The following is a 25,598-nucleotide window of genomic DNA, read 5'->3' as shown; positions in this document are numbered from 1 at the left end:
CCGTTTCAGTACACTGAGCCGTTAAGCGCAAAGCCCTGTGGGCTTTGCGTAGGCTCAGCGAGCGCGATTCTCGAGCGCGAGGGAGACGCCCGGCGGGCGGCTTTCGTTAAGCGCAAAGCCCTGTGGGCTTTGCGTAGGCTTGAGGGAGCGATTCTCGAGCGCGAGGGAGACGCCCGGCGGGCGGCTTTCGCCATGACGTGGCTATGGGTCCGACCGCGATGGGCTGCAAGCCATGCATGGCGGGTCTCCTGGGAAGGCATAAGACGTCCGAGGAGACCCGATTCCACTCTGGCTGAGAATTCCCGCACAGTGTGCACGGTCGCGAGCTGAGTGGGCGAGGCACTCCGTGAGATTCTCGGGTGTTCGGAAGGAACGCCTCAGGGCTGCATCAGTAGATCTTGACCGAGTTGATATACAGCTGGTTGTTGGGCAGGCTGTCGATGGGTACCCAGAGCAGGAAGTCCTGGGCCTTGACGGGTTTGGTGAACTTGATATCCGTGGTGCCGCTCGAATCGAAGGTGAACTTGGCCACCTGGGTCCCCGCGGAGGGATCGTCGCTGGTGTTTGCGAGCAGATATCCCATGCCTCCGGAGGATCTGATGGTCACCACGAAGCGTTGTGCCGTCTGTTCCTGGCTGAGATGCATGTAGTAGCCGAAGCCGCTTTGTCCACCGGGGTTGGTGAGGAACTCCTGTTTGTCGATGTCGAAGGGGGTGTTGTTCTCGGGGATCGAGGGTGTCGGAACGCTGGAGACGTCGTGGTCCGCCGTGCTGATCGTCGCCGTGGCGCTTGGGGAGGATGTGGACGTCGCCGTCGATGTGGATGTCGCGGTGGACGAGGATGTCGCGGTCGACGAGGACCCCGACGAGGACCCCCCTGATGAGGAGGACGATCCGAAGGGAACGTCATTGAGGTTCATCTCGGGCCAGACCCCTGAGTCGTTCGTGATGCTGGAGTCAGACCGGGTCGTACCCCCGGTCATCGCTCGCAGCGCGAAGGCGAGGGCGACGGCCACGATGATGGCGATTATCGTGATGGACACGACCTTGGTGGTGAAGCGACTGAACAGAGGCGCGTTCGCGACATCGTCATCGATGGCCTCGGCTCCGGTCTGCTGCGAGCGGGGTATGAAGCTCGGCGGAAGCCCCGCGTTTCCCGCGGCCTCCTTGGAACGACGTTCGGCCTGCAGGGCCCTGTACGACTCCTCTCCCGGTCTGATGGGCGTACCTGCCTCCCCGAAGACCGGTATGCTGCCCGTCGATTCGGTCCTGACGCGGTGGTTCTGATTCGTATGAGTCGTCGGTGATGGAGTGGTTCGGGCCCTTGTCGTGAAATCGAAGCGAGAAGCCTCGTGACCGTGCTGTCCGTTCTGTTCATGGACGAACGCAGGGAACACGGAATCGATGGTCGTGGTATCCGGGGTGGAGATGATGTTCTCCATCTCCTGCGCTGCCACATCATGGAAATCAAGGTTCGGTTCCGAAGGGGAGGGCGGGGAAACGCTTGAATCTGGGTTTGGCAAGGCTCCCGAACGTGCGGTGACGATGGAACGCCCTTTGTCCAGAAGCGACCTCCATGTCCCTGACGCTTCGGGACCGGATGAAGTCGCGCCCTGTCGAACCGTCGCATCCGCCGGGAGTACAGTCGGGACCGGCTTTGCTCCGCCCATGCTCAGCCCAGGTGCGTCGGCAACCGGGGACATCTTGGGAAAGGGGAAGATAACGCTTGTCGGAAGTGTCCGCGCCGGCGAGTTGGAGGCGATGTCCTCAGAGATCGGCAGCAGTCTGTGATGTGGATTGGTCGTGATGGCGGCTGAGATGACGGAATTCTCCCCGTCGATGCCCGGAAGTGCGATATCGGTGGGATGAAGCTTCGTCGGCGGGGTCCATGAGCCGAGCAATGCGGTCAGTTCAGACAATGACACCATGGGCACCGTGGCGTTCTGGCGAGTCCTGTCCTGCAGTTCAAGCCCTCGAGCGCAGATAAGACGGAACTCCCCGGGGACGTCTATTCCCAGGCGGGCGAGGTCGAATTCCGCGATGTTCTGCGAAGCGGAATGGGTCAGCATTGCATAGAGGACGCCTGAGAGCTGACGTGTGGCGAGCTGTTGGGCGGAGAACTCCCGGGAGGCCCGTGACAGTTCATCGAGCAGAGGGCTGATAGGGGCATCCGCGAGCTGGATCCCCTGTGAGGTGACGCGGATGGTGTCGGTGCTCAGCGACCTATGCGAAATCCCATCGATGAGCAGCTGCTGTTCCGCTCGGGCGCATTCCCCGATGATGGTCCGCATGGCCTCATAGCTCAGGGTATGCCCGGCTGGCCCGGCAAGATAATTGGTCAGGGACACGCCGGCATCAAGCGAGGTGATGATGATCGCCACGGAGCTGCGGTGTTGGAGCTGGAGAACGCGGGTGAAGCGGTCGTTTCGCGACAGCGCCAGGGAGGATGCGATGGCATTGACCTGCGGTAGTGAGTCCGCGTCGTTGACGATGAACAGCTGACAGTCCCGCGCAAGTACTCGGTCGCTGGCCTTCCACGCCTGGAGACCGGGCGCGTCTCTCAGTCGCGAAACAAGGGTGTACCGGCTGATGACGGTATCTCCCAGATCGGGTTTACTCATTCTGCAGACTCCATGGGAAGTAGGATCGCGGTGAACGACGCTGATGACATTCTACTGATGACGATAGTCGTCCCGCTTGGACGCCATTCTGTCGGTCTTATCAGCGTCCCGGTCCGTCCCGTCACGACGCCATAGGGGGACGTGGGCCACTCGTCTCAGAAGGAGAACGAACAGGGAGCGCAGCTCCTCGGTGCGCAGAAGAAGGAGGATGGAGAGATAGACGACGGCGATCGCCAGAGCGAGGATTGCACAGACGCCGATGGCCTGGAGCCAGTCCATGGATGAATCACTCGCGCCGACAAGCCGAAGAGCGAGAGGACGGAGCGCCAAGCCGACGGCTATGGTCGCCACGGTGGCCGCGGTCGCCTTCAGCATGCTGGTGAGGATTCGCCTTCCGTCGATGTTCCCTCCGAAACGGCGTCTGAGCATCATGAGCAGAAGAGGGAAGGCGATGGCATTGCATAGCGTCATGGTCACTCCCAGCCAGGTGACCCAGTGCTCTGGGGCGAGGACGCGGACGCCCGCCATCAGCACAAGGAAATGGATGCTTTCCCGCAAGGCGGCGAAGATGAAGGGATGCCGTCCGTCCTCGAATGCGTAGAAGGTTCTCTGGATGATCAGATAGGCGCTTGACATCGGCAGGCATGCGGCGAGTGCAGTGAGCGGTCCGGACATGAGAAGAGCCTCACGGACGCTGATGGACGGCAGGAGAGCCATGGAGATGGGAGTCGCCATAACCGCGAAGGCCACGGTGAAGAAGCACATGATCACGGTGACGTTGCGCAGCGAGCGGCTGAGCTCGCGACGTGCCGCCTCCAGGTCGTTGCGTGCCACGGAGCGGGAGATGTCGGGGAACACGGCCGTCGCCACCGATACGGCGATCAATGAGTAGGGAAGCATCCATACCGTATAGGCGTTCTGGTAGGTCGCGTTTCCTGCGACCGTCAGCTGGCTCACCCCGTGGAGACGTTCGGCGAGGGCGGGGGCGCCTGTGGTGACTCTGGTGTCGACGATGGTGATGAGCTGACCGACGATGACGATTCCCAGGCTCCACGCGGCCACGGGCCCCATGGATCGCAGCCCGATTCCCCGTATTCCCCAGCGGGGTCTGTAACGGATTCCGGAGCGTGCGAGGGGAATGAACAGAATGAGTGCCTGGAACGCGACGCCCAGGGTCCAAGCCCCCGCCGTCAGAGCCACCCTTCCGCTGTTCCAGAAGGACAGGGGCCGGGTGTCGGCCTTGCCGAACAGGACGATGAACGCGGTGAAGCCCGCGGAACTGATGAGATTGGCTGCCACGGAGCTCCATGCATACGCTCCGAAACGATTTCTGGCCGCCAGAATCTGGCCGATGACGGTGTAGAGCCCATAGAAGAGGATCTGGGGCATGCACCAGAGCGTGAAGGAGTTCGTCAGTGCGATCATGTCGGCATTGCCGTCGGCGTAGAGCCAGGTGAGAAGAGGCGTCGCCGCCATCATCAGGACCGTGATGCCCACCAGCATGGCGATTGCGAAGGTGATCAGCCGGTTGAGGTTCTTTTCGGCGTCCTGAGCATGGAGGGTGCGCACGATCTGCGGCACCAGTACGGCGTTGAAGATGCCGCCGGACACCAGCGTGAAGATCACCTGCGGGATCATCGCCCCCGCCTGGTAGGCATTGGCCGCCATTCCCGTCGTGCCGACCGCTGCGGCGAGAAGGATCGTACGGACCTGTCCCGTGACTCGGGAAGCCGCGGTCCCCACCGCCATAACGAGCGAATTGCGGCCGACGGACGATTCGGTCGAGAATGGGGAGGATGTCATTCGTCAGGATCCTTCGGACGATGCAGCTGTCTGCGAAGACCGATCGCTCCCAGAACGGCGGCGAGGAAGATGATGACGAGTCCGCTTTTGTCGTTGAGCTGCAGGGAGCTGGTGATGGTGGTCGAGCGCGAGTCCGAGAAGACCTCCCCGTCACGACCGAGAAGGGTCAGGTGAACGGTGGCCTTCGCGGATGTCGCCACGCGAATCGTGAAAGTCACCTGAGCCTCGCCGCGGGCCGGAACCGTGACGTCCGCGAACCGGGATGTGACGATCTCCATGGAGTCGGTGAGGGAGGAGACCCGCACGCGGACCGGATAGGGGTTGGAGTTGCTGACCGTGACCGGCATGCTCGCCGTGTCGCTGACGACGGTGATTCCCTCGGAAGGAGTCAGCGAGACCGAGGAGAGAAGACGTGAGGACAGTCCGGTCGCCGATGCCGTCATGCGGGAGGTCAGGTCGTCATCGGCGGAGATGGAGAGGGCATGAAGCGCAAGACGCGAATACGTGGTTCCGATACGCCGAATCCATGTCGCCGATGCCGCGGATTCCGGTTCAGAGGAGGTCGAGGACGATGATGCAGATGACGATGCCGAGGACGAGGAGGATCCATCGTCCAGGATGGTGCCGGAGAAGCGCGTGATGTCCGAGAAGCCGTCTGCGAGCGTGTCAAGGGCTGAGGTCAGGGCGTTACGGTGACTTCGGGTCATTCCCGAATCGGAGGGAAGCACTGACTTCGCCTCGCTTCCGGACATGTAGGCCTTGGAGGAGGACAGGGTGCTCAGAGTGGTGAGGTTCAGCCACGGCGCGTCTTCGATGGCCTTCATGAGGCTGCCCGCTTCGGTCGGCGTGGTCCGCGTGTCCAGGAGGACGAGCACGTTACGCGAGACGTAGGGCTGCTCCATCTGATAGAAGGCGCTCTGGGCCATGAAGCGGGCCAGACGACCGGCAGTGGTGTGCTCGGCGAGCGCGGTTTTGTCGGTGGGGTTGCCCTGGGCCAGTTCAGTGAGCACGTTCTGTGCGGCCAGGACCGTGACGCTTCCGGCATCCGTGGAGACGCGGTATGTGCCGGTGTGGACGGTCGAGGAGTCCGAGCCGTCGAAATCGCCGGAGGCGATGACGGTCGAATACCCCTGGCGGCGCGCGAGGGTCAGGGCCTGAAGCGTCCACCTGCCGGCCCCCTGCCATGCGTAGGACGCCAGCGAAGACTCCTCTCCCAGGGTGGTTGCCGCCTGCGACAGCGCCGTGGAGGACGTCCAGGAGGCGTCTGATATGCCGGCCTTGGCGAAGGCCGAGGCGCCGAGCGCCGCGCGTGCGGTGACGTCCAGGGCGCCGGGCTGCATGACTCCCGTCACCTGGGGGGGAAGTGACATGGCGGCGATGACCGAGGGATCGGCGACCGCCTGGAGAAGCGGATGGGACTGGAGCGTCTCGGCCCATTGCCGCATGGTCTGGGTCGCGGCCTTCGTCAGATGGGGTGCCGTCTCCTTCGCCGATTCGCTGGAAGCCAGCAATGCGGACGTCTGCTCGTCGTCGCTTTTCCATCCGGAACTCACTAGGGGGACGGCGACGGTGATGTTCATCGCAGGTGTGGCGGTCGTCGTGAGCCCCTGTGTTGACCGGGTCAGGAAGGTATGGGACCTCACGTCTCGTCCCGTCGTGGAGGAGTATTCGAGGAGAACGGGTTTGGGACCCCATGTGGTGATCGATGTCAGGGCAGCGTCATCGGACTGCACGTCGATCGTCACGGAAACGCTGGAGTGGGGCGAGACCGCCGGGACGGCGACCGCGCCCAGGGCATCGGGGGTGGGGATGCCGGTGCTCCCCTCGGCCCAGTGCTGGATATCGCTGCGGGAGACGAAGGTGTACCACGAGTTCGTGGAGACCGTGAGCCTCCCCCCTGGAGCCTCCGTGCCCGAGGCATTCCTCACGGTGACGACGATGCGATATCCCGAGTCCGATGTGACGACGGGTGTCGATTCGGTGATGGACAGGTCGATCTCGGGAGTCGTGGTCTGCGCGCCCCATGCCGCCGATGGCGCGAGACAGCTCAACAGCATCACGACGAGCATGGCGACGAGGGATTGCAGGTGATGGCAGGAGCGTCGCGTGCGCCGTGGTTCAGGGGTGTCGAGGCGTACGCTGCCTCGTCGCCATTGGTAGCGTCCGATCAACTGTCGCGCTTCCGTGAGTACAGCCACGCTATCCTGCGTTCATTGGGATAGCTGAGGACGTCGTCAAGATCGTCGAATCGTACCCAGATCGCCTCCTCCGCCTCATGATCGGGATCCCCCTCGACGGTCAGATTCCCGCCTGTGCGTCGGAGCGCGAAGTGGTGGACGAGCTTGTGCACCCGCTGGCTGGAGCCGGTGAACCAGTAGTCGATGGTCGCTATGGATTCCATCACCTCGCCCAGAATCCCCGTCTCCTCGTGCACTTCACGCACGGCGGTCTGCTGGGGGGTTTCGCCCTGTTCGATATGTCCCTTGGGAAGGCACCATTCCAGATGGCCGCTGCGTGAGTGACGGGCGATGATGGCCACCCTGTCGTCGTCGAATATGAGACCGCCGGCGGAATATTCCCGGACGACGGGGAGCTCCTGGGCGTCAAGAGATGCGAATGTCGCACGCACACGGGCAAGTCGACGGGCCGGCATCATCGCCGGGGTCGGCACGTCGGAGGACTCCTCGGGCCCCGTCCTCCTGGCGGATTGCGACGTGTACCGCAGAACGTCCGTGAACCCTCCTCGTCGGGCATGACGATCCGCGGCGTCAGCAAGCATGCGCGCGAGATCCGAGGGGGTGGTCATGGTATCCACCATACCCAAGGCAATGTGCAGGTGGGGTGACGGTATGCTGGGAGGCGCGCACGCGTGCCTGCCGTGAAAGGGTCCAATGAACGTCGAAGTCTGGCCGGAGGCCATCGAGCTGGGTCAACTGTTCTCCGTCGAGGGATTCGAGCTTTCCCTTGTGGGCGGTGCGGTCCGCGATCTTCTTCTGAGGCGGCGTTCCCATGACCTGGACTTCTGCACGTCAGCGCGTCCGGAGCAGTTCGAGCCCGTGCTCAGGAGATGGGGTCGCGATGGCTTCTGGGATATGGGGCGGAAGTTCGGCACCCTCGGGGCCATGCGCCGTCGGTCCGATGGCACCGAGGTTCGGGTCGAGATCACGACCTATCGCAGCGATGCCTATGAGCCGGATTCCCGCAAACCCGATGTGACGTATGGAAGCAGCCTTGAAGGCGACCTCTCTCGTCGGGACTTCACCGTCAACGCCATGGCTCTCAGGGTTCCCGAAGTGGTGTTCGTCGACCCTTTCCATGGCGCCAGCGACCTGGCCAATGGTCTTCTGCGCACGCCCATCGAACCCGAGCGCTCCTTCGAGGACGACCCCCTACGGATGATGCGGGCCGTGCGCTTCGTCGCCCAGCTGGGATTCCGGATTGAGGCGTCGACGGCCGAGGCGATCAGCCGCATGGCCCAGCGTCTTTCCATCGTCTCCGCCGAGCGTGTGCGCGATGAGCTGACCAAGCTGCTTCTGTCCTCGCGGCCACGCGACGGCGTCGAGGCGCTGGTCGACTCCGGTCTTGCCGACGTCGTGATTCCGGAGATCCCGGCACTGCGTCTGGAGATCGACGAGCATCATCGTCACAAGGACGTCTTCGAGCACACGATGACCGTTCTCGATCAGGCGATCGCCTTGGAGACGGGTGACGACGGGCCGGTTCCCGCCCCGGATCTCGTTCTGCGTCTGGCGGCCCTGCTCCATGACGCCGGCAAGCCCCGGACGCGTCGCTTCGAGCCCGGTGGCAAGGTGAGCTTCCACCATCATGACGTGGTCGGAGCCCAGATCGTCCGGCGTCGCCTGCGTGCGCTGCGTTTCGACCACCACGTCATCCAGGACGTGTCCGCCCTGGTCGAGATGCATCTGCGCTTCCACGGCTATGTCGAGGAGCCGTGGAGCGACTCCGCTGTCCGCCGCTATGTCCGGGACGCCGGCCATCTGTATGAGCGTCTGAACAGACTGACACGGGCGGACGTCACGACCCGGAACCAGCGCAAGGCGAGGATGTTCTCCGAGGCGATGGACGGCATGGAACGCCGTGTCGAGGAGCTCAGGCGGCAGGAGGACGTCGATGCCATCCGTCCCGACCTTGATGGCAACGACATCATGCGGATCCTGGGTGTTGCCCCGGGACCGCTGATCGGCGAGGCCTACCGGCATATGCTGGAATTCCGCCTTGATCGTGGCCCCGTCGGTGCCGACGAGGCGGAGAAGGAACTTCGCCGATGGGCGTCCGTGCGCCAGCCGTTCCCCGGCGATGCGTCCCGGGCCGCCGGGGAACGGACGGGTGTGGCGGATCTGAGCACGTCAACGAGGGGCTGAGGGCGGTCTCGTGGTCGCGCCTCGTCTGCCGCAGGCGTGCCGGCGTGGATGTCTGGCTGTTATCACGCCTGTGTCCACCGGTGCCGGGCCCTACCCCGTCCCACTCAGTTCACGGCGTCGTGGCTGATGGCCTTGGGAAGGTTCGTCATCGAGGAGGCGCTGACGCATCCCTTGATGTCGACGATATCGGCCCCTGAGGTGGGCACGTAGCGCTTGCTGCGCAGATTCGTGAAGGAGGCTCCCAGCACCACGTCGACAAGCTTGTCCGTCCGGTCGTCCATCACCATGATGGCGTCCTTGAAGTTGCTGTTCACGGTGTAGCCCTGGGCGATGGCGTTACGCCCGAAGTAGATGGTGGTGCGCTCGACAGAGGTCGACGAATAGTTGGATATCTCCGAGACCGTGAAGCTCCTGTTCTCCAACGCGTCTCCGACCGCCTTGGCGAAGCCGCTGGACGACGTCCCGTTCAGCACCCGTATCGTCACGTTCGAGTTCGCCACGTACTTCGATTTGTTCCCGTTGGAGTCGTTGGGGGCGCACGGGGCGGTCACTCCGTAGTTCGGGGCCGTCGTCGTGGTCTTCTGGGCTCCCGCTCCGCCGATGTGGAAATAGAAGAAACAGGAGATGACAAGGGCCACGACGAGAATCATGGAGACGACGGACAGGACGATGCGGTGATGCTTGGCCACATAACGACGGCGCATGGCCCGTTCTTCATTCGGCTTCGTCATACCAGTCCCTTTGCCCTCTCGGCCTTATGGCAGTGGCCCTCACTGTAGCGTCAGCGTCTGACGCGGTCGCGTTGTCGGGTGCATCAGAACCACGGGAGCGCAGGGCGCGCGTGCGGACAGGACGTAATCCACCGCGCCCGATTCGGCCCAGGCTCGTCTGACCGACTCGCGGACCGTGTCGTCGGGCACGAAGGCCACGACGGTGGGTCCGGAGCCGGACACCATTGCATGACGCGCACCGGTCGCCGCCGCGATGTCCACGGCCTCGCCGCTGCGTGGATGCAGGGATATCGCCGCCCGCTGGAGGTCGTTGGAATCCCCCGGATTCGCACCGATCTCATCGAATCGTCGGTAGACCTCAGGAGTGCTCAGGCGATCGTCGTAGGCTCCCACCAGCACCGTTCCGGTGAACCCGTCCTCATCCAACCCCAACGCCTGCGGTCTTCCCGGAGGCAGAGCCTCGATGCGCTCGCCGTATCCGGTTCCGTGCCCGAAACCTCCCACCAGGCAGAAGGGCATATCCGATCCCAGACGGGCCGCAATCACGGAGAGTCGGGAAAGCGGCCAGTTCAGACCCCAGAGGGCGTTCAGCGCCAAGAGGACTCCGGCGGCATCGGAGGACCCTCCTCCGAGACCGGCTGCGACCGGAATGCGTTTGACGATTCGCAGACTGACGTCAGGTGCGATTCCGCTGGCCTCGGACAGAGCCAGCACCGCACGGATGGCATGGTTGTCGCCATGGTTGTCGTCGCGGCCCGACAGGTCTCCGAGATGATCGCCGCTTAAGGAGAGCAGCGGGCCGCTTCCGGGCGGCGCCGGTCGGACGACGAGGGTGTCGGCGAGCGTGAGCCCGCAGTAGATGGTATCGAGCTCGTGCCGGTTTCCCCATTCCGGGCGGCGCCCGGCGACGGAGAGAGTGATGTTGGTTTTCGCCGGGCACTCGACGGTGACCACGGGACCGCTCGGCGACGGCCCGTCCCAGGAGGATCGTTCCGGCAAGCCTATGGCCTCAGCGATTCCCGGCTTCATCGTCCGCTCTCCTTGCCCGCGACGCAAGCGCGATGAAATCGTCGATGGACAGGGTTTCGCCTCGTCGCCCGGCGTCGATTCCGCAGTCCTGGAAGACCTCCGGCCGTACCAGGCCCCGCAGGGCGTGACGCAGGGTTTTGCGTCGCTGGCCGAAGGCGGCGTCGATGAGACGGAATACGCGCTCCCGCAGCTGCGTATCCCCTCGTTGTGCGGACCCGTCGGGAAGACGGACGAAGGACACCAGGGCGGAATCGACGTTCGGTGCCGGCCAGAACACATTGCGTCCGATCGAGCCGGTTCGCGTCGCCGTTCCGTACCAGGCCAGCTTCACGCTCGGCGCTCCATACGACCGGCTTCCGGGCAGAGCCGCCATGCGGTCGGCGACCTCCCGCTGGACCATCACCGTGAATCGCTTCAGATGTGGCATCCTGCCCAGGAGGGTGAGCACCAGAGGCGTGGCGACGTTGTAGGGAAGGTTGGCCACGAGGGTGAGTTCGGAGGCGTCGACGGATGCGTCGAGATCCTTCGCCTCGAGGAGCATCCCATCCTTCACCAGCACGGTCAGGTCATCGGCGCGGTCCGGCATGAATCTTCGTGCCGTGGATGGCAGCCGTGTGCCCAGACGCGGGTCGATCTCGACCGCCGTGACGTGGCATCCCGCCTCCAGCAGGGCCAGGGTCAGGGATCCTAGGCCGGGTCCGATCTCCAGAACCTGATCGCCCTCTTCCACCTCGGCGGTGCGGACGATGCGTCGCACGGTGCCTGGGTCGATGACGAAGTTCTGTCCGAGTCTTTTTGTGGGGACCACGCCCAGGTCTTCGGCGAGACGATGGATGTCGGTCGCGCCCAGGAGATGGCCTGAACCGCTGGTGTCGGGATTGTCGGGGATGCCGCCCACCGGGGATTCGGTCAGTACCATTTGTTGATCTCCCAGAAGTCGCGTGCCTTGGTGGGGTTCCCGTAGCGCTGGCTGATGTAGCTCAGGCCCCAGGAGATCTGGACCGCTCCGTCGTCCTTCCATCCGGTTCCCATCTTGCTTCCCGGCAGGGCCTGGGGGATGCCGTAGGCGCTGGAGGAGGAGTTGGCGGCATTCCAACGCCATCCCGATTCGTGGTTCCACAGCCAGAGGAGGTCCGTCCATTTCTGTCCGGTCCAGCCGAGTTCGGCGGCCGCGCCGGCGGCGTAGGTCTGGGCGGCCGCGATGCTGGGATGCCACAGGCCTGTCTGGGTCGAGCCCGATCCGCTGGAGGACGAGGATCCGCTGGAGGATGAGGAGGAGCTGGAGGATGAGGAGGAGCTGCTGGAAGGCTTGGATGACGAAGATGTGCTGGGCTTCAAGGTCGGGGTCGATGACGTGGAAGTCGAGGTGCTCGATGAGGGGGTCTTCGTCGAGGAGGACGACTGCGAACCCGATGCCGAAGACGATGGGGAGGCGGAGGAGGATGGCGCCGCAGACGAGGAGGATGCGCTCTTCGATGAGCCACTCGATGAAGCCGAGGCTGAATCGCGTGCGGAGGAGGATGGGGCTTCGTTGGACGAGGCTGAGGAGGACGTCGACGAACCTTTGGAGGATTTGTCCGAGGACGCACTGTCTGACGCGGATCCGGAGCCGGTCGTCGATTCCGAGGTCGATTCGGACTCGGATGAGGAGGTTGGACCCACCGCTATGATTCTGTCGACGCTGATGGCGGTGGTCGTCTGGGATTTGAGGGTGCGGCTTTCCTCCTTCCCGTCGACGTAGGTGACGTCATAGGTGAGCCGCTTCTCTCCGTTGCTCCCCTGCTGGCGGATGACGCTTTGCCCGGGTTCAAGACCGTCGTCCACCACCGTCGTCGTGGAGAAGGGCACGGTGACCGTTTCGGTGATCGTGCGGTGAGTGACCCGCAGGACCCGCAGGACGGTCGTGTCGCCATCCATTTCGACTCTGACGCGGTCGTTCTTCCCGAGCACCACTCCCGCCGAATCGAGAATCGAGGCCGCCGGCAGCTTTCCGTTGGCGACGACGGTTCTTTTCCCGTCGCAGATCACCGTCACCGGCCCAGCGCGGTTGATGATGAGGCCGCCGGTGAGCTGGTTGTAGACGTTGCCGATGTCCACCGTGACCTGGGAGGCCTTGACCTCGTTCTGCCGGAAGAAACCCAGCAGCTGGGCGGCGCTTGTCGCGGTCGTCCAGAAGGGGACCTCCTGTCCGTTGATGACGATGGTCGCCTGGAAGGCCTTGTTCACCGTGACGGCGGCGTGGTTAGCCAGAACATCGCCCGACGTGGAGACCACGGCATCATGGGACTTCACCGTGACGCCCTGCTCCTCGAGCAGCCTGTCGGTGGTCATCGCGTAGGTGGTGACGATCGTCGTCTCGCCGTTGACGGTCAGGGCGACGGATTTACGCGCCCCTACGGTGAAGGCACCCGCCGAGGCCAGAACGACGGCGCAGACGCACACCAGAACGCGTATCCTTCTCAGCAGCACGAAGCGTCCCGGTGTCCACCGTCGAGGCATCAGCGTTCTCCTCACTGTCAGGAATCAGGACGTTCCCGTCGTTCCGGTCATGCACGGAAGGTCGTCACGACTCGCATTCTACCGAAGAGGCTCCATCCTTCCACGAATCAGCGCAGCTTCGTGGCATTCTCGGCACAAAACGACGACGGTGACATACGGCGGAATGCCCCAGGGGCCGATGATGCGGGAGCAAAAACCCGGTGGGAGGCTGCGGTCGCCGTCTGCGCTGACGACGACCCCTCTCACGGAATGGGGCGGGAGAGAAGGGGATGTTCCCGCCCCGAGGCGAAGCGGGTTGGGGGATGCTTCGCCTCTGCCAGAAGCCTTATTTGGGGGGAAGGCTTCTGGGCTGCTTACTCGGGGATAAGTGTGCCAGAAAGACACCATACACGCATTTCGTATGACGCGTACGGCATGTCTCCGGAGCCTCCTGTCGGGATCGAACCGACGACCTGCCGCTTACAAGGCGGCCGCTCTGGCCATCTGAGCTAAGGAGGCATGCCCGTGTCATGGTGGCCTCGTGGACCTGCCGGTCAACCCCTCTGCGGGACGCGGACAAGCTTAGCAGTGGGCCGGACAACTCCACCAATGGAGGGGCTGACGAATGCGTCCGACTCAGGAGGATAAGGATACCGGCTTCCCGGTTGCGCCGATGGACGGGAGCTCGCCCTCCTTGCCCACCTGGGATTCCGTGAGGCCGAGCGACTTGAGAATCCCTGTTTTCAGCTCAAGGCCTAACGTGGAGAACTCGGACAGGTCGAGCATCGTGCCGTTCACCGTCACCGTGGGCGTCGACATGGATCCGCTGGACCCCCACAGCTCCTTGCGCTTGGGGGTGTAGTCGTCGACGGCGTCGAGCCAGTCCTGATACTTGCGCGTGAAGGCCTTGTTCGCGATCTTCTTTGGCACGCCGGCCTTGATGGCCTGCGCCTTGAGCTTGGCGTCGCTGACCGACACGTAGTCGCTGCCTTCGCTGGGCTGGAAGTCCGAGGCGTAGATCCTGGAAATGAAGGATAGGAGATGGTCGGGGTCGTCGTCGTTCTGGGCGATGTACGCGATGGCGGTCGAGACGCGGCTGGAGTAGTCGTCGCTGGAACTGGAGTCCAGGAAGGCCATCGGATGGATCTCGATGTTGATCTGGCCGGCGTCCAGCAGGGAGATGAGCGTGGAATCAGCCTGACGATTGAAGTTTCCGCAGCCGGGGCAGAGGGGGTCCATGTAGATGGCGACGGTCGGGGCGCCGGTGGCCTTCTTCCCGTAGCCGTTCTTCGACATGAGGAAGCCGCCCTTGCTGGTGGCTCGGCTGGGCGTCGTGGTGACTGCCTGCAGTTTCTCGTAGGCCGTTTGGGCGGATTCGGAGCTTGAGGAGCTCGAGGCGTGGGTGTTGCGGTAGACGACGACGCCGATGACGGCCACCAGCGCCAGCACGACGACCGCGACGATGATGCCGATGATCGTCTGCTGCCGGCGTTCGCGCGCCTCCTGTTCGGCCTGCCGCCGTTCGCGCGCCTCCTCGGCCAGCCTGCGTGCCGACCTTCTGTCGCGGGACTTGTTCCGGGACTGGCCTGCGGCCATATGTCCTCCCTGATCTGCGTGTCGTTGCCGTCCGGGCTCTCACATGAGCTCCGGTCGGCGACGTCGGATGCTGCCGGAAACATCCTAGCCGACCGGACCGTGCGAATCCCGTGCGGCGAACGATGTTCACAGGGGGCTGACGGGAAGCGGATACCAGAGGATGGAGGTCCATGTCAGCAACGGGATGAGGGATGCGAGGGCGACCGCCAGACCTCCTGCGCCGATGATGGTCGGGACGACCGATCCTCGACGACTTCGCCGGGAACCATCAGGCGAGGAATCCGTCGCACGTCCCCAGGATCCGGAGCCGAGCCGGGCCAGCGACCCCATCGGGAGGCATGCCACGACGATCCAGGCGATTCCCATGCTCAGCCCAAGAGTGAGTCCGGCGAAGGACATCGGTCTTCCCGAGGGCAGAAGCAGAGGGATGCTCAGATTGCCGGGACGCCAGAGCAGCCCCATGCGGTCGGGGGATGTCAGCGGTCCCGTCAGCACCGCGACCAGTGCGGTGATGACGCCGAGAATCGTCGTCTGCGCCAGGGCACGCGGCAGCGCCGTGAGGATATGCCAGGGCGTGAGAACAACCCGAAGCGCCGTGTCCCCGTGATTCCACCGGCCGGCATGCCGTCGCTGCCTCTCGAACCTGAACCGTCGTCCTTCGCCAAGAGCCGTGAGAATCCACAACGTGACCGCGGCGATGCACAGGGTCCAGACGGGGATGGCCGCCGCCAGAAGGGTCCATGTCGCCGACAGCCCGATTATGGTGATCCCCCCGGTGCGCAGGCAATGGTCGTGACGCCAGAGGAGATCGCCATCGTCCTGGGAGGACGGGGTCTGCGTCTCCGAACCGTCATCCTGGTCCCGGCTGGAGGCAGGAGCGTCGGCATCATGTCCGTCGTCCAGCGCACCGGGCGCGGCGACGACGGCGGGTAGCACACGGGTTGCGGAAGTGGGGGCATCGGCCTCGCCCGTTGGCAGACCCCGTGTCCGCGTGGAGTCAAGCGGCAGCCAGAGAGTGCGCGTTCCCGCATCCGCGGTGTCGGCGGGATCGCGCGGGAGTCGCGATGTCGCCTCAAAAGGGGGCATCGCCTCCGTGGGGGACGCGTCGCCCGACGGCAGCGCGCGAGTGGGATCATCGAGCGAATCAGAGCTGATCGAATCCAGCAGTTCGCGGGGTCCTCCCCGCTGGGCACGTCTGGGATCCAGTGCGCGGGCCAGCGCCCTGCGGGTGTTCTCGGCGATCCCTGACAGATCCGCGCTGCCGGACGCCTCACGCTGAAGCACCGTCATCATCGGCGATGTGCCGAACACCGGGCGCCCCGTCGCGGCGAAGGCCAGTACCGAGGCCACCGACCACCAGTCCGTCGTCTCGTCGGATTCCGCCCCCTCGATGATCTCAGGGGCAATGAAGCCGGGAGTGCCCATCACCAGCCCCGTGCGCGTGACATGGCTTTCGCCAGCGCCCATCGCGATGCCGAAATCGACGAGCACGGGACCCGTCGCCGCGACCATGACGTTGGTCGGTTTGATGTCCCGATGGATGATTCCGGCGGCATGGACCGCCTGCACGGCGTCCATAAGCCTTTCGGCGAGACGCTCGAGGTCGACGGCGTGATAAGGGCCGTTCTGTTTGACGTCATTCCGCAGGTTCTGCCCCTCGACGAGTTCCGTGACGATGAAGGCCAGAGCATCGTCCAACTCCATATCGACGATGCGGCAGACCCCAGGATGGCGTATCCGGCGCAGCGCCATGGCCTCGCGGCGAAGCCTTTCCCGTGCCGTGGCCTGGTTTCGCGACGAGGAGGGGTCGGAGTCCTCGGACAGCGAATCCCGCAGGATCTTCATGGCGAACTCCTGCCCGCCGCCGTCCCGGACCCTCCAGACGGACCCCATGGCGCCTCCGCCCAGCCGCGAGAGGAGGACGTATCCGCCCACGGTCTGGCCCTGTTCCAGATCCATGGCGTTCAGATCGCTCATGCCCAACATCCTAGTGTGCCGCCGTGCGCGGAGGAGGGGTTCGCGGCCCTTCGAGCGGCTTCCTGGCCTTCCCGCCGCATCGCGTGTCCGAGGGGGGCCCCGGCCGGTCCCGTCGGGGCGCGGATGGCGTGTCGTCGCGTCTTTCCGCCGTGTATAGTGGGAAAAGGCTCAACGAAGAGAACCTTCACTGGACCGGAAAAGTAAACGCTGAAGCTTGCGGTTTCCGATGCTGGCTGCCGTGGACTTCGGCATGAATCCCCTTCACTACGGATCGTTCGGCACGTACCTGCCGATGAAAGGATGATTATCATGGCGGAAGTCGTCTTCGAACACGTCACCCGCATCTACCCTGGCAACGACAAGCCTTCGGTCGATGATCTCAATCTTGATATCAAGGACGGCGAGTTCCTTGTTCTCGTCGGCCCCTCCGGCTGCGGCAAGTCAACCACCCTGCGCATGCTCGCGGGCCTCGAGGAGGTCAACAAGGGCCGGATCTTCATCGGCGACAAGGACGTCACCACCATGCAGCCGAAGGACCGTGACATCGCCATGGTCTTCCAGAACTACGCCCTGTACCCGCATATGACCGTCGCCGACAACATGGGCTTCGCCCTGAAGATCGCCGGCATGCCGAAGGATGAGATTCGCAAGCGCGTCGAGGAGGCCGCGAAGACGCTCGACCTCACCGAGTATCTCGACCGCAAGCCCAAGGCCCTGTCCGGTGGCCAGCGTCAGCGCGTGGCGATGGGTCGCGCCATCGTCCGCAAGCCGAAGGTGTTCCTGATGGACGAGCCGCTGTCGAATCTCGACGCCAAGCTCCGCGTCCAGACCCGTACCCAGATCGCCGCCCTGCAGCGTCAGCTGGGCGTCACGACGCTCTACGTGACCCACGACCAGACCGAGGCCCTGACGATGGGCGATCGCATCGCCGTCATCAAGCTTGGCGTCCTTCAGCAGGTGGGTGCGCCCACGGAGCTCTATGACCGCCCGTCCAACGTCTTCGTCGCGGGCTTCATCGGATCCCCGTCGATGAACATCAACACGCATCCCGTCGTGAACGGGAAGGCGAAGATCGGCGAGGACACGCTCGACCTGCCGGCCGAGGCCGTGAACAAGCTGACCCCGGACGACGGCGGCAAGATCGTCGTCGGCTTCCGCCCCGAGGACGCCGACCTGGCGTCTCCGACCGACGCCAACGCCTTCTCCCTCAGCGTGGTCAACGTCGAGGACCTCGGCTCCGACGGCTATATCTACGGCAACATCGTCACCGACGGCTCGGTCGCCGAGGCCTCCACGATGATGTCCGACCAGAACAAGCTCACGACGATCCGCGTCAACCCGCGTTCCCTGCCGAAGGTGGGCGAGACGGTCAAGATCAAGATCGACCCGAGCAAGATGCACCTCTTCTCCCCCGCGACGGAGCTGCGTCTGAACTAAATGGCGTGGCGGCGGGTTCCGCCGCCATCGGCATCGGGGCCGACGCCTCTTCCCTCTCTTGGCGCCCCCGGTGGAAAGCCCCGCAGCGATGCGGGGCTTTCCATATCCGGGCTTCTCGCCCACGAAAGGTACATTGGGCCCTATGGAACTGACCGAAACGTCGCAGATCGATCCGCGGGCGCTGAACGCCACATCGGTGAACGCCGAGGCCGCCGAGGACGGTTCCGACGACGCGCAGCTGCTCAGGATCACGGCGGCGAGCTCGAATCCGAAGATGTTCACCCTGCCGTGGGAGAAGCCTCTGTCCGTCTGGCCCCAGGAGCTGCTTGTCAATCTTCCTCGGGGCATCTCCCGCCATGTCGTCCGCTTCGTGCACGTGGGTGACGAGGTCTATGCCATGAAGGAGATCACCCGTCTGGTCGCCGAACGCGAATACGAGCTGCTGCGCCGGCTCCAGAAGCTCGAGCTGCCCACGGTCACGCCCATCGCCGTGGTCACCGGGCGTCATGATGTCGACGGTTCGCCGCTCGAGGCCATTCTCGTCACCAGGCATCTGAAGTTCTCGCTGCCGTATCGTGCGCTGTTCGCCCGCAACCTGCGTCCAGACACCGCCGAAAGGCTGATCGACGCCCTTGCCGTGCTTATGGTCAGACTGCATCTGGCCGGCTTCTACTGGGGGGACGTCTCCCTGTCCAACGTGCTTTTCCTGCGTGACGCCGACGCCTTCTCCGCCTTTCTGGTGGACGCCGAAACCGGCGATCTGCATGCCTCTCTCACCGATGGCCAGAGGGAATACGACATCGATTTGGCGCGGACGAACATCATCGGCGAGCTGATGGACCTGAACTCCGGCGACCTGCTGCCCAAGGGCGTGGACGAGGTCACCGTCGGCAACCGACTGGTCGATCGCTACCACTCCCTCTGGGGGGCGCTCACGGACGTCGAGGACTTCAACCCCGACGAGATGTGGAAGATTGAAAAGCGCATCAACAGACTGAATGACCTGGGCTTCGACGTCGATGAGCTTGAAATGAAGACGGCCGCCGATGGCAAGAGGGTGCTCGTGCGTCCCCGTGTGGTCGATGCGGGCTATGCATCGCGCAAGCTGCTGCGGCTCACCGGCCTTGACGTTCAGGAGAACCAGGCCCGTCGACTGCTCAACGACCTCGACGCCTACCGTGCCTCCACATGGAGGGAGGGCGAGGAGCTGGAGATCGTGGCCACCGATTGGATGCGTGAGGTCTTCGAACCGACGGTGCACATGATTCCTCCAGAATACCGATCCCAGATCGATCCGGCCCAGTTCTTCCATGAGGTTCTTGACCATCGCTGGTTCCTGGCCGAGAAGGCCGGCCATGATGTCCCCATGGGCGAGGCGGTCGCCAGCTACATCAAGAACGTCCTTCCGCAGTACAGGCTGGACACCGCTGAGACGCAGGCCATCAACGAGGACGCCGATTCGGGCGTCATCGACGATCAGGCCACATATCAGGGCCCTGAGGATGACGCCGAGGATGATCCGGACGCCGCCGTCTGGTCGCATTAGTCGGGTTCGCCATCCCTCGGGTGAATCGTGGGTCGGGCGTCAGCCTTTCGACGCCGCCTCTCTCGTGCTCGACACGCCCTCCCGTCGTGCCTGTGCAACGGCATAGAGGGCGATTCCCGCGGCGACCGACGCGTTCAGCGATTCGACCATGCCCGTGATGGGGATCCCGGCGACGGCGTCGCAGGTCTGCTTCACCAGACGACTGATTCCATTCCCCTCCGATCCGAGTACGACGACGAGGGGATCTCCTTCGAACCCGGTGCCCCCCACATGCCCCCGTCCGTCCCCATCCAGGCCGACGACGTAGTATCCCCGCTCCTTCAGTCCCTCCAGCGCCTTGGTCAGGTTGACGACCTTCGCCACGGGCATATGCGCCGCGGCCCCTGCGGACACCTTCCAGGCCGTGGCCGTCACGGAGGCCGACCGTCGCTCCGGAAGGATGACCCCGGAGGCGCCGAAGGCGGCGGCGGAACGGATGACGGCGCCGAGATTCTGCGGGTCCGTGACGCCGTCCAGCGCGATGAACAGAGGTTGCGCCGCTCGTTTCGCCGCGGGGGAATCCGCCTGTGACATGGCCGCCGCACGCTTTCCGGCCTGGTCGGCGAGAGTCGCGAGGGAGGAGTATTCGAAGGGGCTGACCTTGAGCACCACGCCCTGGTGGTTGCGGGAATGGGCCATGCGGTCCATCTCCAGCCGGTCGGCCTCCAGCAGGTGAAGGCCTCGGGTTCCGGCGAGACGGACGATCTCCCTCGTCCGGTCGTCGTGTTCGATGCGGGAGGCGAGCACCAGCTGGGTGCTGGGGACGCCGACCCGCAAGGCCTCCAGCACGGCGTTGCGGCCCACGACGAGGTCCGCCGCGTCCGAGACGAACTGGTCCGCGCGGCGCCTTGCCGCAAGTCGCGGATCCGCGCGCCGGCGGCGTTCGACCTCCTCGCGGTTCTTGTGGGCCTTGTGATAGACGCGGTCCTCGGCCCTGGGGGTGGGACCTCGCCCTTTGAGCGAGTTCCGATGCTTGCCGCCCGACCCCTTGGTCGGGCCCTTCTTCGTTGCCATGGCGCCATTGTCCCAGCACCCCGGGATGGATGAGGCGGATCGTCAGGAGCTTCGGGGATGATGCGCCCGCCGCTTCCTGGCCCTCGCGGGACGCTGACACTAGAATGGGAGCGATGACTGGCCGGCCCACGCCGGCATCCACATCCGCGCAGTTCCGGCGGGTCCGGATTCTCTGGGCCTTCGAGTCCGGAACTGACTACTCCGCGGCGGACCGAGGAGAATCCAGCGATGACTCGTCATTCCGACGATAGATTCAGCACATCAGCCCGTGCGTCGTCCATGGGAGGCGGCGCCGCCGGTGACCGCACGACAACCGATGGGGATGCGACGACCAGCGGGGTTTCGGCGCATCCGGATCCCTCGCTCGTTCCCTCCGAGGACGTCGCGCGCGCCTTGGAGGTCGACGTCTCGCGCGGGCTGGATGAGGCGGAGGCCGCGCGACGACTTGAACGCTTCGGCGAGAACCGTCTCCAGGGGACCCCCCCGGTCCCGGCATGGCGGCGGTTCCTGCTTCAGTTCAGAGACCCTCTCGTCTACCTTCTGCTGGCGGCGACGGGGATCTCCTTGGTCGCCTGGTTCGTGGAACGTGCGAATGCGGCCCCGGGAGCCCGGACGGAAAGCCTGCCCTTCGACGCCATCGTCATCGTCCTCATACTCGTCCTCAATGCGGCTCTCGGATACGTCCAGGAGGCGAGGGCCGAAAAGGCGGTGGACGCCCTGGCGAGAATGACCGCGCCGCAGACCTCCGTGCTGCGTGGGGGAAGGGTCGTGCGCATCGACACGACGGGCATCGTGCCCGGGGACGTTCTCGTCCTGGGTGAGGGCGACACCATCCCTGCAGACGGCAGGCTTGTCGCGTCGGCGTCATTGCGCGTCGCCGAGGCGAGTCTGACCGGCGAATCCGTTCCCGTGCCCAAGCGTCCGGACCTCCTCGACAGGGCCCGCGCACTAGGTGACAGATCCAACATGGTGTTCAACGGAACCGCCGTGACCCAGGGAACCGGCCGTGCCATCGTCACCGGCACGGGCATGGACACGCAGGTCGGCCGCATCGCGGACATGCTGTCGAAAACCGACGAGGAGCCGACCCCTCTGCAGAAGGAGATGGCGCACGTCTCGAAGATTCTGGGCATCGCCGTCTGCATCATCGCCGCCGTCGTGCTGGCCGCGCTGGCGATCATGTCCGGCTTCCACAGCCTCGACGACGTCATCGAGTCCCTGCTGCTGGCCGTGTCGCTGGCCGTTGCGGCGGTTCCGGAAGGCCTTGCGGCCATACTCACCGTCGTGCTCGCGCTGGGGGTGCAGCGCATGGCGCGGCACAATGCCATCGTCAAAAGGCTGTCCTCGGTGGAGACGCTCGGAAGCGCCTCGGTGATCTGCTCCGACAAGACGGGGACGCTGACCCGCAACGAGATGACCGTCGAGCGCATCGTGACCCCCTCCGGCGAGGTCCAGGTCACCGGCACCGGCTATTCCCCCAAAGGCGAGCTGGTCGACGTGGATGCCTCGGACCCCATGCCCGAGGATGTGCGCGGCGAGGTCGTCGCCTGTCTGGGCGCGGGGCTTCTCGCCAACGACGGAGAGCTGCGCGAGGAGGGGAAGGACTCATGGCAGCCTGTGGGCGACCCGACCGAGGTCTCCCTGCTCGTCGCCGCGCGGAAGGCCGGCGCCGATCGTCGCTACGCGGGATTCTCGCGCGTCGCGGAGATCCCCTTCACCTCCGAACGCAAGCGCATGTCGGTGGTGGCCCGCGACGGAGCCGACTCCGGACGGCTCACCGTGTTCTCCAAGGGCGCGCCCGACGTGCTTCTCCGCTATTGCACGCGAATCCGCGTGGGGGCCGAGGTCAGGCCACTCGCCGACCATGACAGGCGGCGAATCCTCGACGATGTCGAGCGCCTGTCCCGGCAGGCGTACCGGACCCTGGGTGCGGCCTACAGACCTCTGGACACCGGGTCGCTGGCCGGCGTCGAGGGCGTGCGGACCAACGCCGCGGGACAGGTCGTCGAGCTCTCGGAGCAGAGCGACGTCGTGGAGCGCGACATGATCTGGACGGGCATGGTCGGGATCATCGACCCGCCGAGAACGGAGGTGCGCGACAGCATCGCCGAGGCCCATCGGGCGGGCATCCGCACCGTGATGATCACCGGAGACCATCCGCTGACGGCCTCGCGCATCGCCTCCGACCTGGGGATCATCGAATCCGGCGATCAGGCCCTCACCGGGGACCAGCTCGACTCCCTCCGGGACGACGCGGCGCTGGACCGTGCCACATCCTCCGGATCCGTCTATGCCCGCGTCGCTCCCGAACACAAGCTCCGAATCGTGGAATCCCTTCAGAGGCAGGGCAACATCGTCGCCATGACCGGGGACGGGGTCAATGACGCACCCGCCGTCAAGGCCGCCGACATCGGCGTGGCCATGGGCGTCACCGGCACCGAGGTCACCAAGGAATCGGCTGCGATGATTCTCGCGGACGACAACTTCTCCACCATCGTCGCCGCTGTGCGTGAGGGGCGGGGGATCTTCGACAACATCCGCAAGTTCCTGCGCTATCTGCTCAGCTCCAATATGGGCGAGGTGTTCACGGTCTTCGGCGGGGTCATGCTCGCCGGCGTGCTCGGCATCACCCAGCCGGGATCCGCCGGTGTCACGGTGCCGCTTCTGGCCACCCAGCTCCTCTGGATCAACCTGCTCACCGATGCCGCGCCCGCGCTCGCGATGGGGGTCGACCCCTCGACGGAGGACGTCATGGGACGTCATCCCCGGCGGATCGCCGATCGTGTCGTCAACGGCGCGATGTGGGGCGACGTCGTCTTCATCGGCATCGTCATGGCCGTGGTCACTCTTGCGGGAATGGACATGCATCTTGCGGGAGGCCTGTTCACGGACCGGTCCCTCGCCGGCGATCACGCCCATCAGATCGTCGAGGCTCGGACGATGGGCTTCACGATCCTCGTCTTCGCGCAGATGTTCAATGCCCTGGCCTCGCGGTCGCATCTGCGCAGCGCGTTCGAGGGCCTGTTCTCCAACCACTGGCTCTGGGGGGCGATCGCGGTGTCCACGGCGCTTCAGCTGGTGGTGATCTATGTGCCCGTCCTCAACTCGGCCTTCGGGACGACTCCTCTGGGCCCGTGGGCATGGGTCGAGTGCGTGACGCTTGCCGCCCTGGTGCTTGTGGCATCGGAGCTGCGCAAGGTCGTTCTCCGGGCCATGGAGCGGAGGAGCGCGCGGACGGTGGACGTGGCGTAGCGTGAGCCCCGTCCTTCCCTCCTTAGTCGTCGATATGCGCCCGGTAGAAGTCGATGTAGGACCGTGATGGCGTGGGTCCACGCTGCCCCTGGTAGTGAGATCCCGCCTGGGAGGAGCCATAGGGATGCTCGGCCGGGGAGCTCAGCCGGAAGAAGCACATCTGCCCGATTTTCATGCCGGGCCAGAGCTTGACGGGAAGCGTGCTCACGTTGGAGAGCTCGAGGGTGATGTGCCCGTTGAAGCCGGGATCGATGAAGCCCGCGGTCGAGTGCGTGAGGATGCCCAGACGCCCCAGCGAGCTCTTCCCCTCAAGCCGTGCCGCGATGGTGGCATCGAGCCTCACCCGCTCCCAAGTCGAGGCGAGAGCGAATTCACCGGGGTGAAGGATCCACGCCTCGTCGGGTCCCACCTCGAACTGCTCGGTCAGCGCCCCCTGGTTCTCGGCCGGGTCGACGTAGGTGTAGGCGTGGTTGTTGAACAGACGGAAGAAGCGGTCCAGCCTCACGTCGATGGACGCGGGCTGCACCATCTGGGGCGTCCAGGGATCGAGGTCGATGTGCCCGTCGGTGTGGGCCGTGAGGATGTCGCGATCGGACAGCAGCATGTGGTCTCCTTGGCCTTCTCCGTGCGGTTCCGTGCCGGATGCCGGTGACATCCGCCGTACGGGACCGGATGCGGTCGTCGGGGCCAGTCTAACGCCCGATGCGGTCCTGCCGGTGCGTGGTGACGAGCGAAGGATTCGACGAGGTGTCGACCGTGACGATGGGATACATGGATACAGTGGAGACATGGTAGAGAATCGGACGCAGGGGCAGGGCCTTCCGGGCCGTCGATCCACGGTGGTCGCCGGTCGTTTCGGCGACGCTCTGACGGTTCGTCACGCGCTGCGGCCGCCGAGGTCCGGGACGGCCGCGGCAACGCGGCCGATGTTCCTGTGCCTGCATGGGTGGGGCTCCAACGAGCATGACATGGCCGATCTCATGCGCTACATCGCGCCCTATAACGACTTCGCCTCGCTACGGGCCCCTCTGGCGCTCGAGGAGGACCCCCGGGGCGGCGCCTACAGCTGGTTCCATGACTGCGTGCCCGCCGGCGAGGACCTCGACCGTGACGCGTTCGCCGCCGCCTCGGCCATCGATGCGTGGGTGACGGACAACGTTCCGTCCGATCGCGACGTGGTGCCCCTGGGCTTCTCCCAGGGAGGGCTGCTCGCCGTGCATCTGCTCCGTGTGCATCCCGAACGCTACCGCGCCTCGGTGTCGCTGTCCGGGTTCCTGGCGCCTGGCCGGATCGAAGGAAGCGCGCCCGCCGATTCCCGTTTGGCCGAAAGGGAGACGCCCGTCTTCTTCGGGTATGGGCTGAGTGATACGGTCATCCCCAAATACGAGCTTTTCGCGATGTCCGCGTGGCTGGACGAGCACGCCTGGCTGACGGCCAGGAGCTACCACGGCCTTGACCATGCCGTCAGTCTGGAGGAGTTCTCCGACGTGAGGCAGTGGCTGCTGGACAATGACATCGCGCCTGGGGTGCTCTAGACCATCGTGCATGGTCCTGGTCTGACCTGGCCGGGATTCGCGCCCGCGTCGCCCACGCCTTCGCGGGCGTGGGGGGCCCTCCGCGCGGAGTCCCGCCAACGTCATCGCCGACGACTACAGCTCGGCGTCGGCGTCGACCTGCATCACATAGACGTTGCG

17 protein-coding genes, 1 tRNA gene and 1 pseudogene are annotated in these 25,598 nt (G+C 64.9%); 5 read left to right on the top strand and 14 right to left on the bottom strand.

Features of this window, described 5'->3' with window-relative positions:
* Positions 1-388: 388 nt before the first annotated feature.
* Genes RWX87_RS04300 through RWX87_RS04285 form a run of 4 tightly spaced genes read right to left on the bottom strand, consistent with a single transcriptional unit; the run spans position 389 to position 7,229 of the window.
* Positions 389-2,620, bottom strand: a complete 2,232-nt coding sequence (locus RWX87_RS04300; RefSeq protein WP_314687318.1) for a hypothetical protein — start codon at positions 2,618-2,620, stop codon at positions 389-391.
* 51 nt (positions 2,621-2,671) lie between these two features.
* Positions 2,672-4,423: a murein biosynthesis integral membrane protein MurJ gene (gene murJ / locus RWX87_RS04295; protein WP_314687316.1), complete on the bottom strand. Its 1,752-nt coding sequence runs from the start codon at positions 4,421-4,423 to the stop codon at positions 2,672-2,674.
* Positions 4,420-6,621 carry a DUF6049 family protein gene (locus tag RWX87_RS04290; protein ID WP_314687314.1) on the bottom strand — a complete coding sequence of 734 codons (2,202 nt, stop codon included), beginning with the start codon at positions 6,619-6,621 and terminating at the stop codon, positions 4,420-4,422. Before RWX87_RS04290 ends, murJ begins: the two co-directional genes overlap by 4 nt.
* Positions 6,591-7,229: an NUDIX hydrolase gene (locus RWX87_RS04285; RefSeq protein WP_314687311.1), complete on the bottom strand. Its 639-nt coding sequence runs from the start codon at positions 7,227-7,229 to the stop codon at positions 6,591-6,593. Before RWX87_RS04285 ends, RWX87_RS04290 begins: the two co-directional genes overlap by 31 nt.
* A gap of 85 nt (positions 7,230-7,314) precedes the next feature.
* On the opposite strand from RWX87_RS04285, the pseudogene RWX87_RS04280 reads away from it, so the two are divergent.
* A pseudogene (locus RWX87_RS04280) lies at positions 7,315-8,712 on the top strand (CCA tRNA nucleotidyltransferase); the annotation flags it as partial.
* A gap of 197 nt (positions 8,713-8,909) precedes the next feature.
* Here RWX87_RS04280 and RWX87_RS04275 read toward each other — a convergent pair.
* The 7 genes from RWX87_RS04275 to RWX87_RS04245 all read right to left on the bottom strand — a co-directional run bounded on the left by RWX87_RS04275 (position 8,910) and on the right by RWX87_RS04245 (position 16,616).
* Positions 8,910-9,536, bottom strand: a complete 627-nt coding sequence (locus tag RWX87_RS04275; RefSeq protein WP_314687308.1) for a LytR C-terminal domain-containing protein — start codon at positions 9,534-9,536, stop codon at positions 8,910-8,912.
* A gap of 39 nt (positions 9,537-9,575) precedes the next feature.
* Positions 9,576-10,565, bottom strand: coding sequence for a 4-(cytidine 5'-diphospho)-2-C-methyl-D-erythritol kinase (locus tag RWX87_RS04270; protein ID WP_399552300.1), 990 nt, complete (start codon positions 10,563-10,565; stop codon positions 9,576-9,578).
* Positions 10,546-11,484 carry a 16S rRNA (adenine(1518)-N(6)/adenine(1519)-N(6))-dimethyltransferase RsmA gene (rsmA, locus tag RWX87_RS04265; protein ID WP_314687304.1) on the bottom strand — a complete coding sequence of 313 codons (939 nt, stop codon included), beginning with the start codon at positions 11,482-11,484 and terminating at the stop codon, positions 10,546-10,548. Before rsmA ends, RWX87_RS04270 begins: the two co-directional genes overlap by 20 nt.
* Positions 11,475-13,064: a G5 domain-containing protein gene (locus tag RWX87_RS04260; RefSeq protein ID WP_399552299.1), complete on the bottom strand. Its 1,590-nt coding sequence runs from the start codon at positions 13,062-13,064 to the stop codon at positions 11,475-11,477. Before RWX87_RS04260 ends, rsmA begins: the two co-directional genes overlap by 10 nt.
* 424 nt (positions 13,065-13,488) lie before the next feature.
* Positions 13,489-13,562, bottom strand: a tRNA-Thr gene (locus RWX87_RS04255).
* Between the two features lie 117 nt (positions 13,563-13,679).
* Positions 13,680-14,639, bottom strand: a complete 960-nt coding sequence (locus RWX87_RS04250) for a thioredoxin domain-containing protein (protein ID WP_314687300.1) — start codon at positions 14,637-14,639, stop codon at positions 13,680-13,682.
* 126 nt (positions 14,640-14,765) lie between these two features.
* Positions 14,766-16,616: a serine/threonine-protein kinase gene (locus RWX87_RS04245; RefSeq protein ID WP_314687299.1), complete on the bottom strand. Its 1,851-nt coding sequence runs from the start codon at positions 16,614-16,616 to the stop codon at positions 14,766-14,768.
* 309 nt (positions 16,617-16,925) lie between these two features.
* Between RWX87_RS04245 and RWX87_RS04240 the strand changes: the two genes are divergently transcribed.
* Complete coding sequence (locus RWX87_RS04240) at positions 16,926-18,053, top strand: sn-glycerol-3-phosphate ABC transporter ATP-binding protein UgpC (protein WP_314687297.1); 1,128 nt, start codon at positions 16,926-16,928, stop codon at positions 18,051-18,053.
* A gap of 142 nt (positions 18,054-18,195) precedes the next feature.
* Positions 18,196-19,599: a DUF4032 domain-containing protein gene (locus RWX87_RS04235; protein ID WP_314687296.1), complete on the top strand. Its 1,404-nt coding sequence runs from the start codon at positions 18,196-18,198 to the stop codon at positions 19,597-19,599.
* A 39-nt stretch (positions 19,600-19,638) separates the two neighbouring features.
* Here the strand turns inward: RWX87_RS04235 and rlmB are convergent, their stop codons facing one another.
* A complete protein-coding gene (rlmB, locus tag RWX87_RS04230; RefSeq protein ID WP_314687295.1) occupies positions 19,639-20,652 on the bottom strand; it encodes a 23S rRNA (guanosine(2251)-2'-O)-methyltransferase RlmB in 1,014 nt (337 codons plus the stop codon).
* A 228-nt stretch (positions 20,653-20,880) separates the two neighbouring features.
* Here rlmB and RWX87_RS04225 point away from each other — a divergent pair, with 228 nt between their 5' ends.
* Entirely contained in the window at positions 20,881-23,904 is a 3,024-nt protein-coding gene (locus tag RWX87_RS04225) for a cation-translocating P-type ATPase (RefSeq protein ID WP_314687293.1), read from the top strand.
* Between the two features lie 22 nt (positions 23,905-23,926).
* Here the strand turns inward: RWX87_RS04225 and dcd are convergent, their stop codons facing one another.
* Both dcd and RWX87_RS04215 read right to left on the bottom strand, forming a co-directional pair.
* A complete protein-coding gene (gene dcd / locus RWX87_RS04220; protein WP_314687291.1) occupies positions 23,927-24,508 on the bottom strand; it encodes a dCTP deaminase in 582 nt (193 codons plus the stop codon).
* Between the two features lie 88 nt (positions 24,509-24,596).
* Positions 24,597-24,785 carry a hypothetical protein gene (locus RWX87_RS04215; protein ID WP_314687321.1) on the bottom strand — a complete coding sequence of 63 codons (189 nt, stop codon included), beginning with the start codon at positions 24,783-24,785 and terminating at the stop codon, positions 24,597-24,599.
* Here RWX87_RS04215 and RWX87_RS04210 point away from each other — a divergent pair.
* On the top strand, positions 24,744-25,439 hold the full coding sequence (locus RWX87_RS04210; RefSeq protein WP_314687319.1) for an alpha/beta hydrolase-fold protein: 696 nt from the start codon (positions 24,744-24,746) through the stop codon (positions 25,437-25,439). The genes RWX87_RS04215 and RWX87_RS04210 overlap by 42 nt on opposite strands.
* Positions 25,440-25,598 lie beyond the last annotated feature (159 nt).

It is taken from the genome of uncultured Bifidobacterium sp. (assembly GCF_963540075.1).
Lineage (GTDB): Bacteria > Actinomycetota > Actinomycetes > Actinomycetales > Bifidobacteriaceae > Bifidobacterium.
The sequence above is the reverse complement of the archived record's forward strand: the minus strand, read 5'-3'. Positions and strand labels throughout refer to the sequence as shown.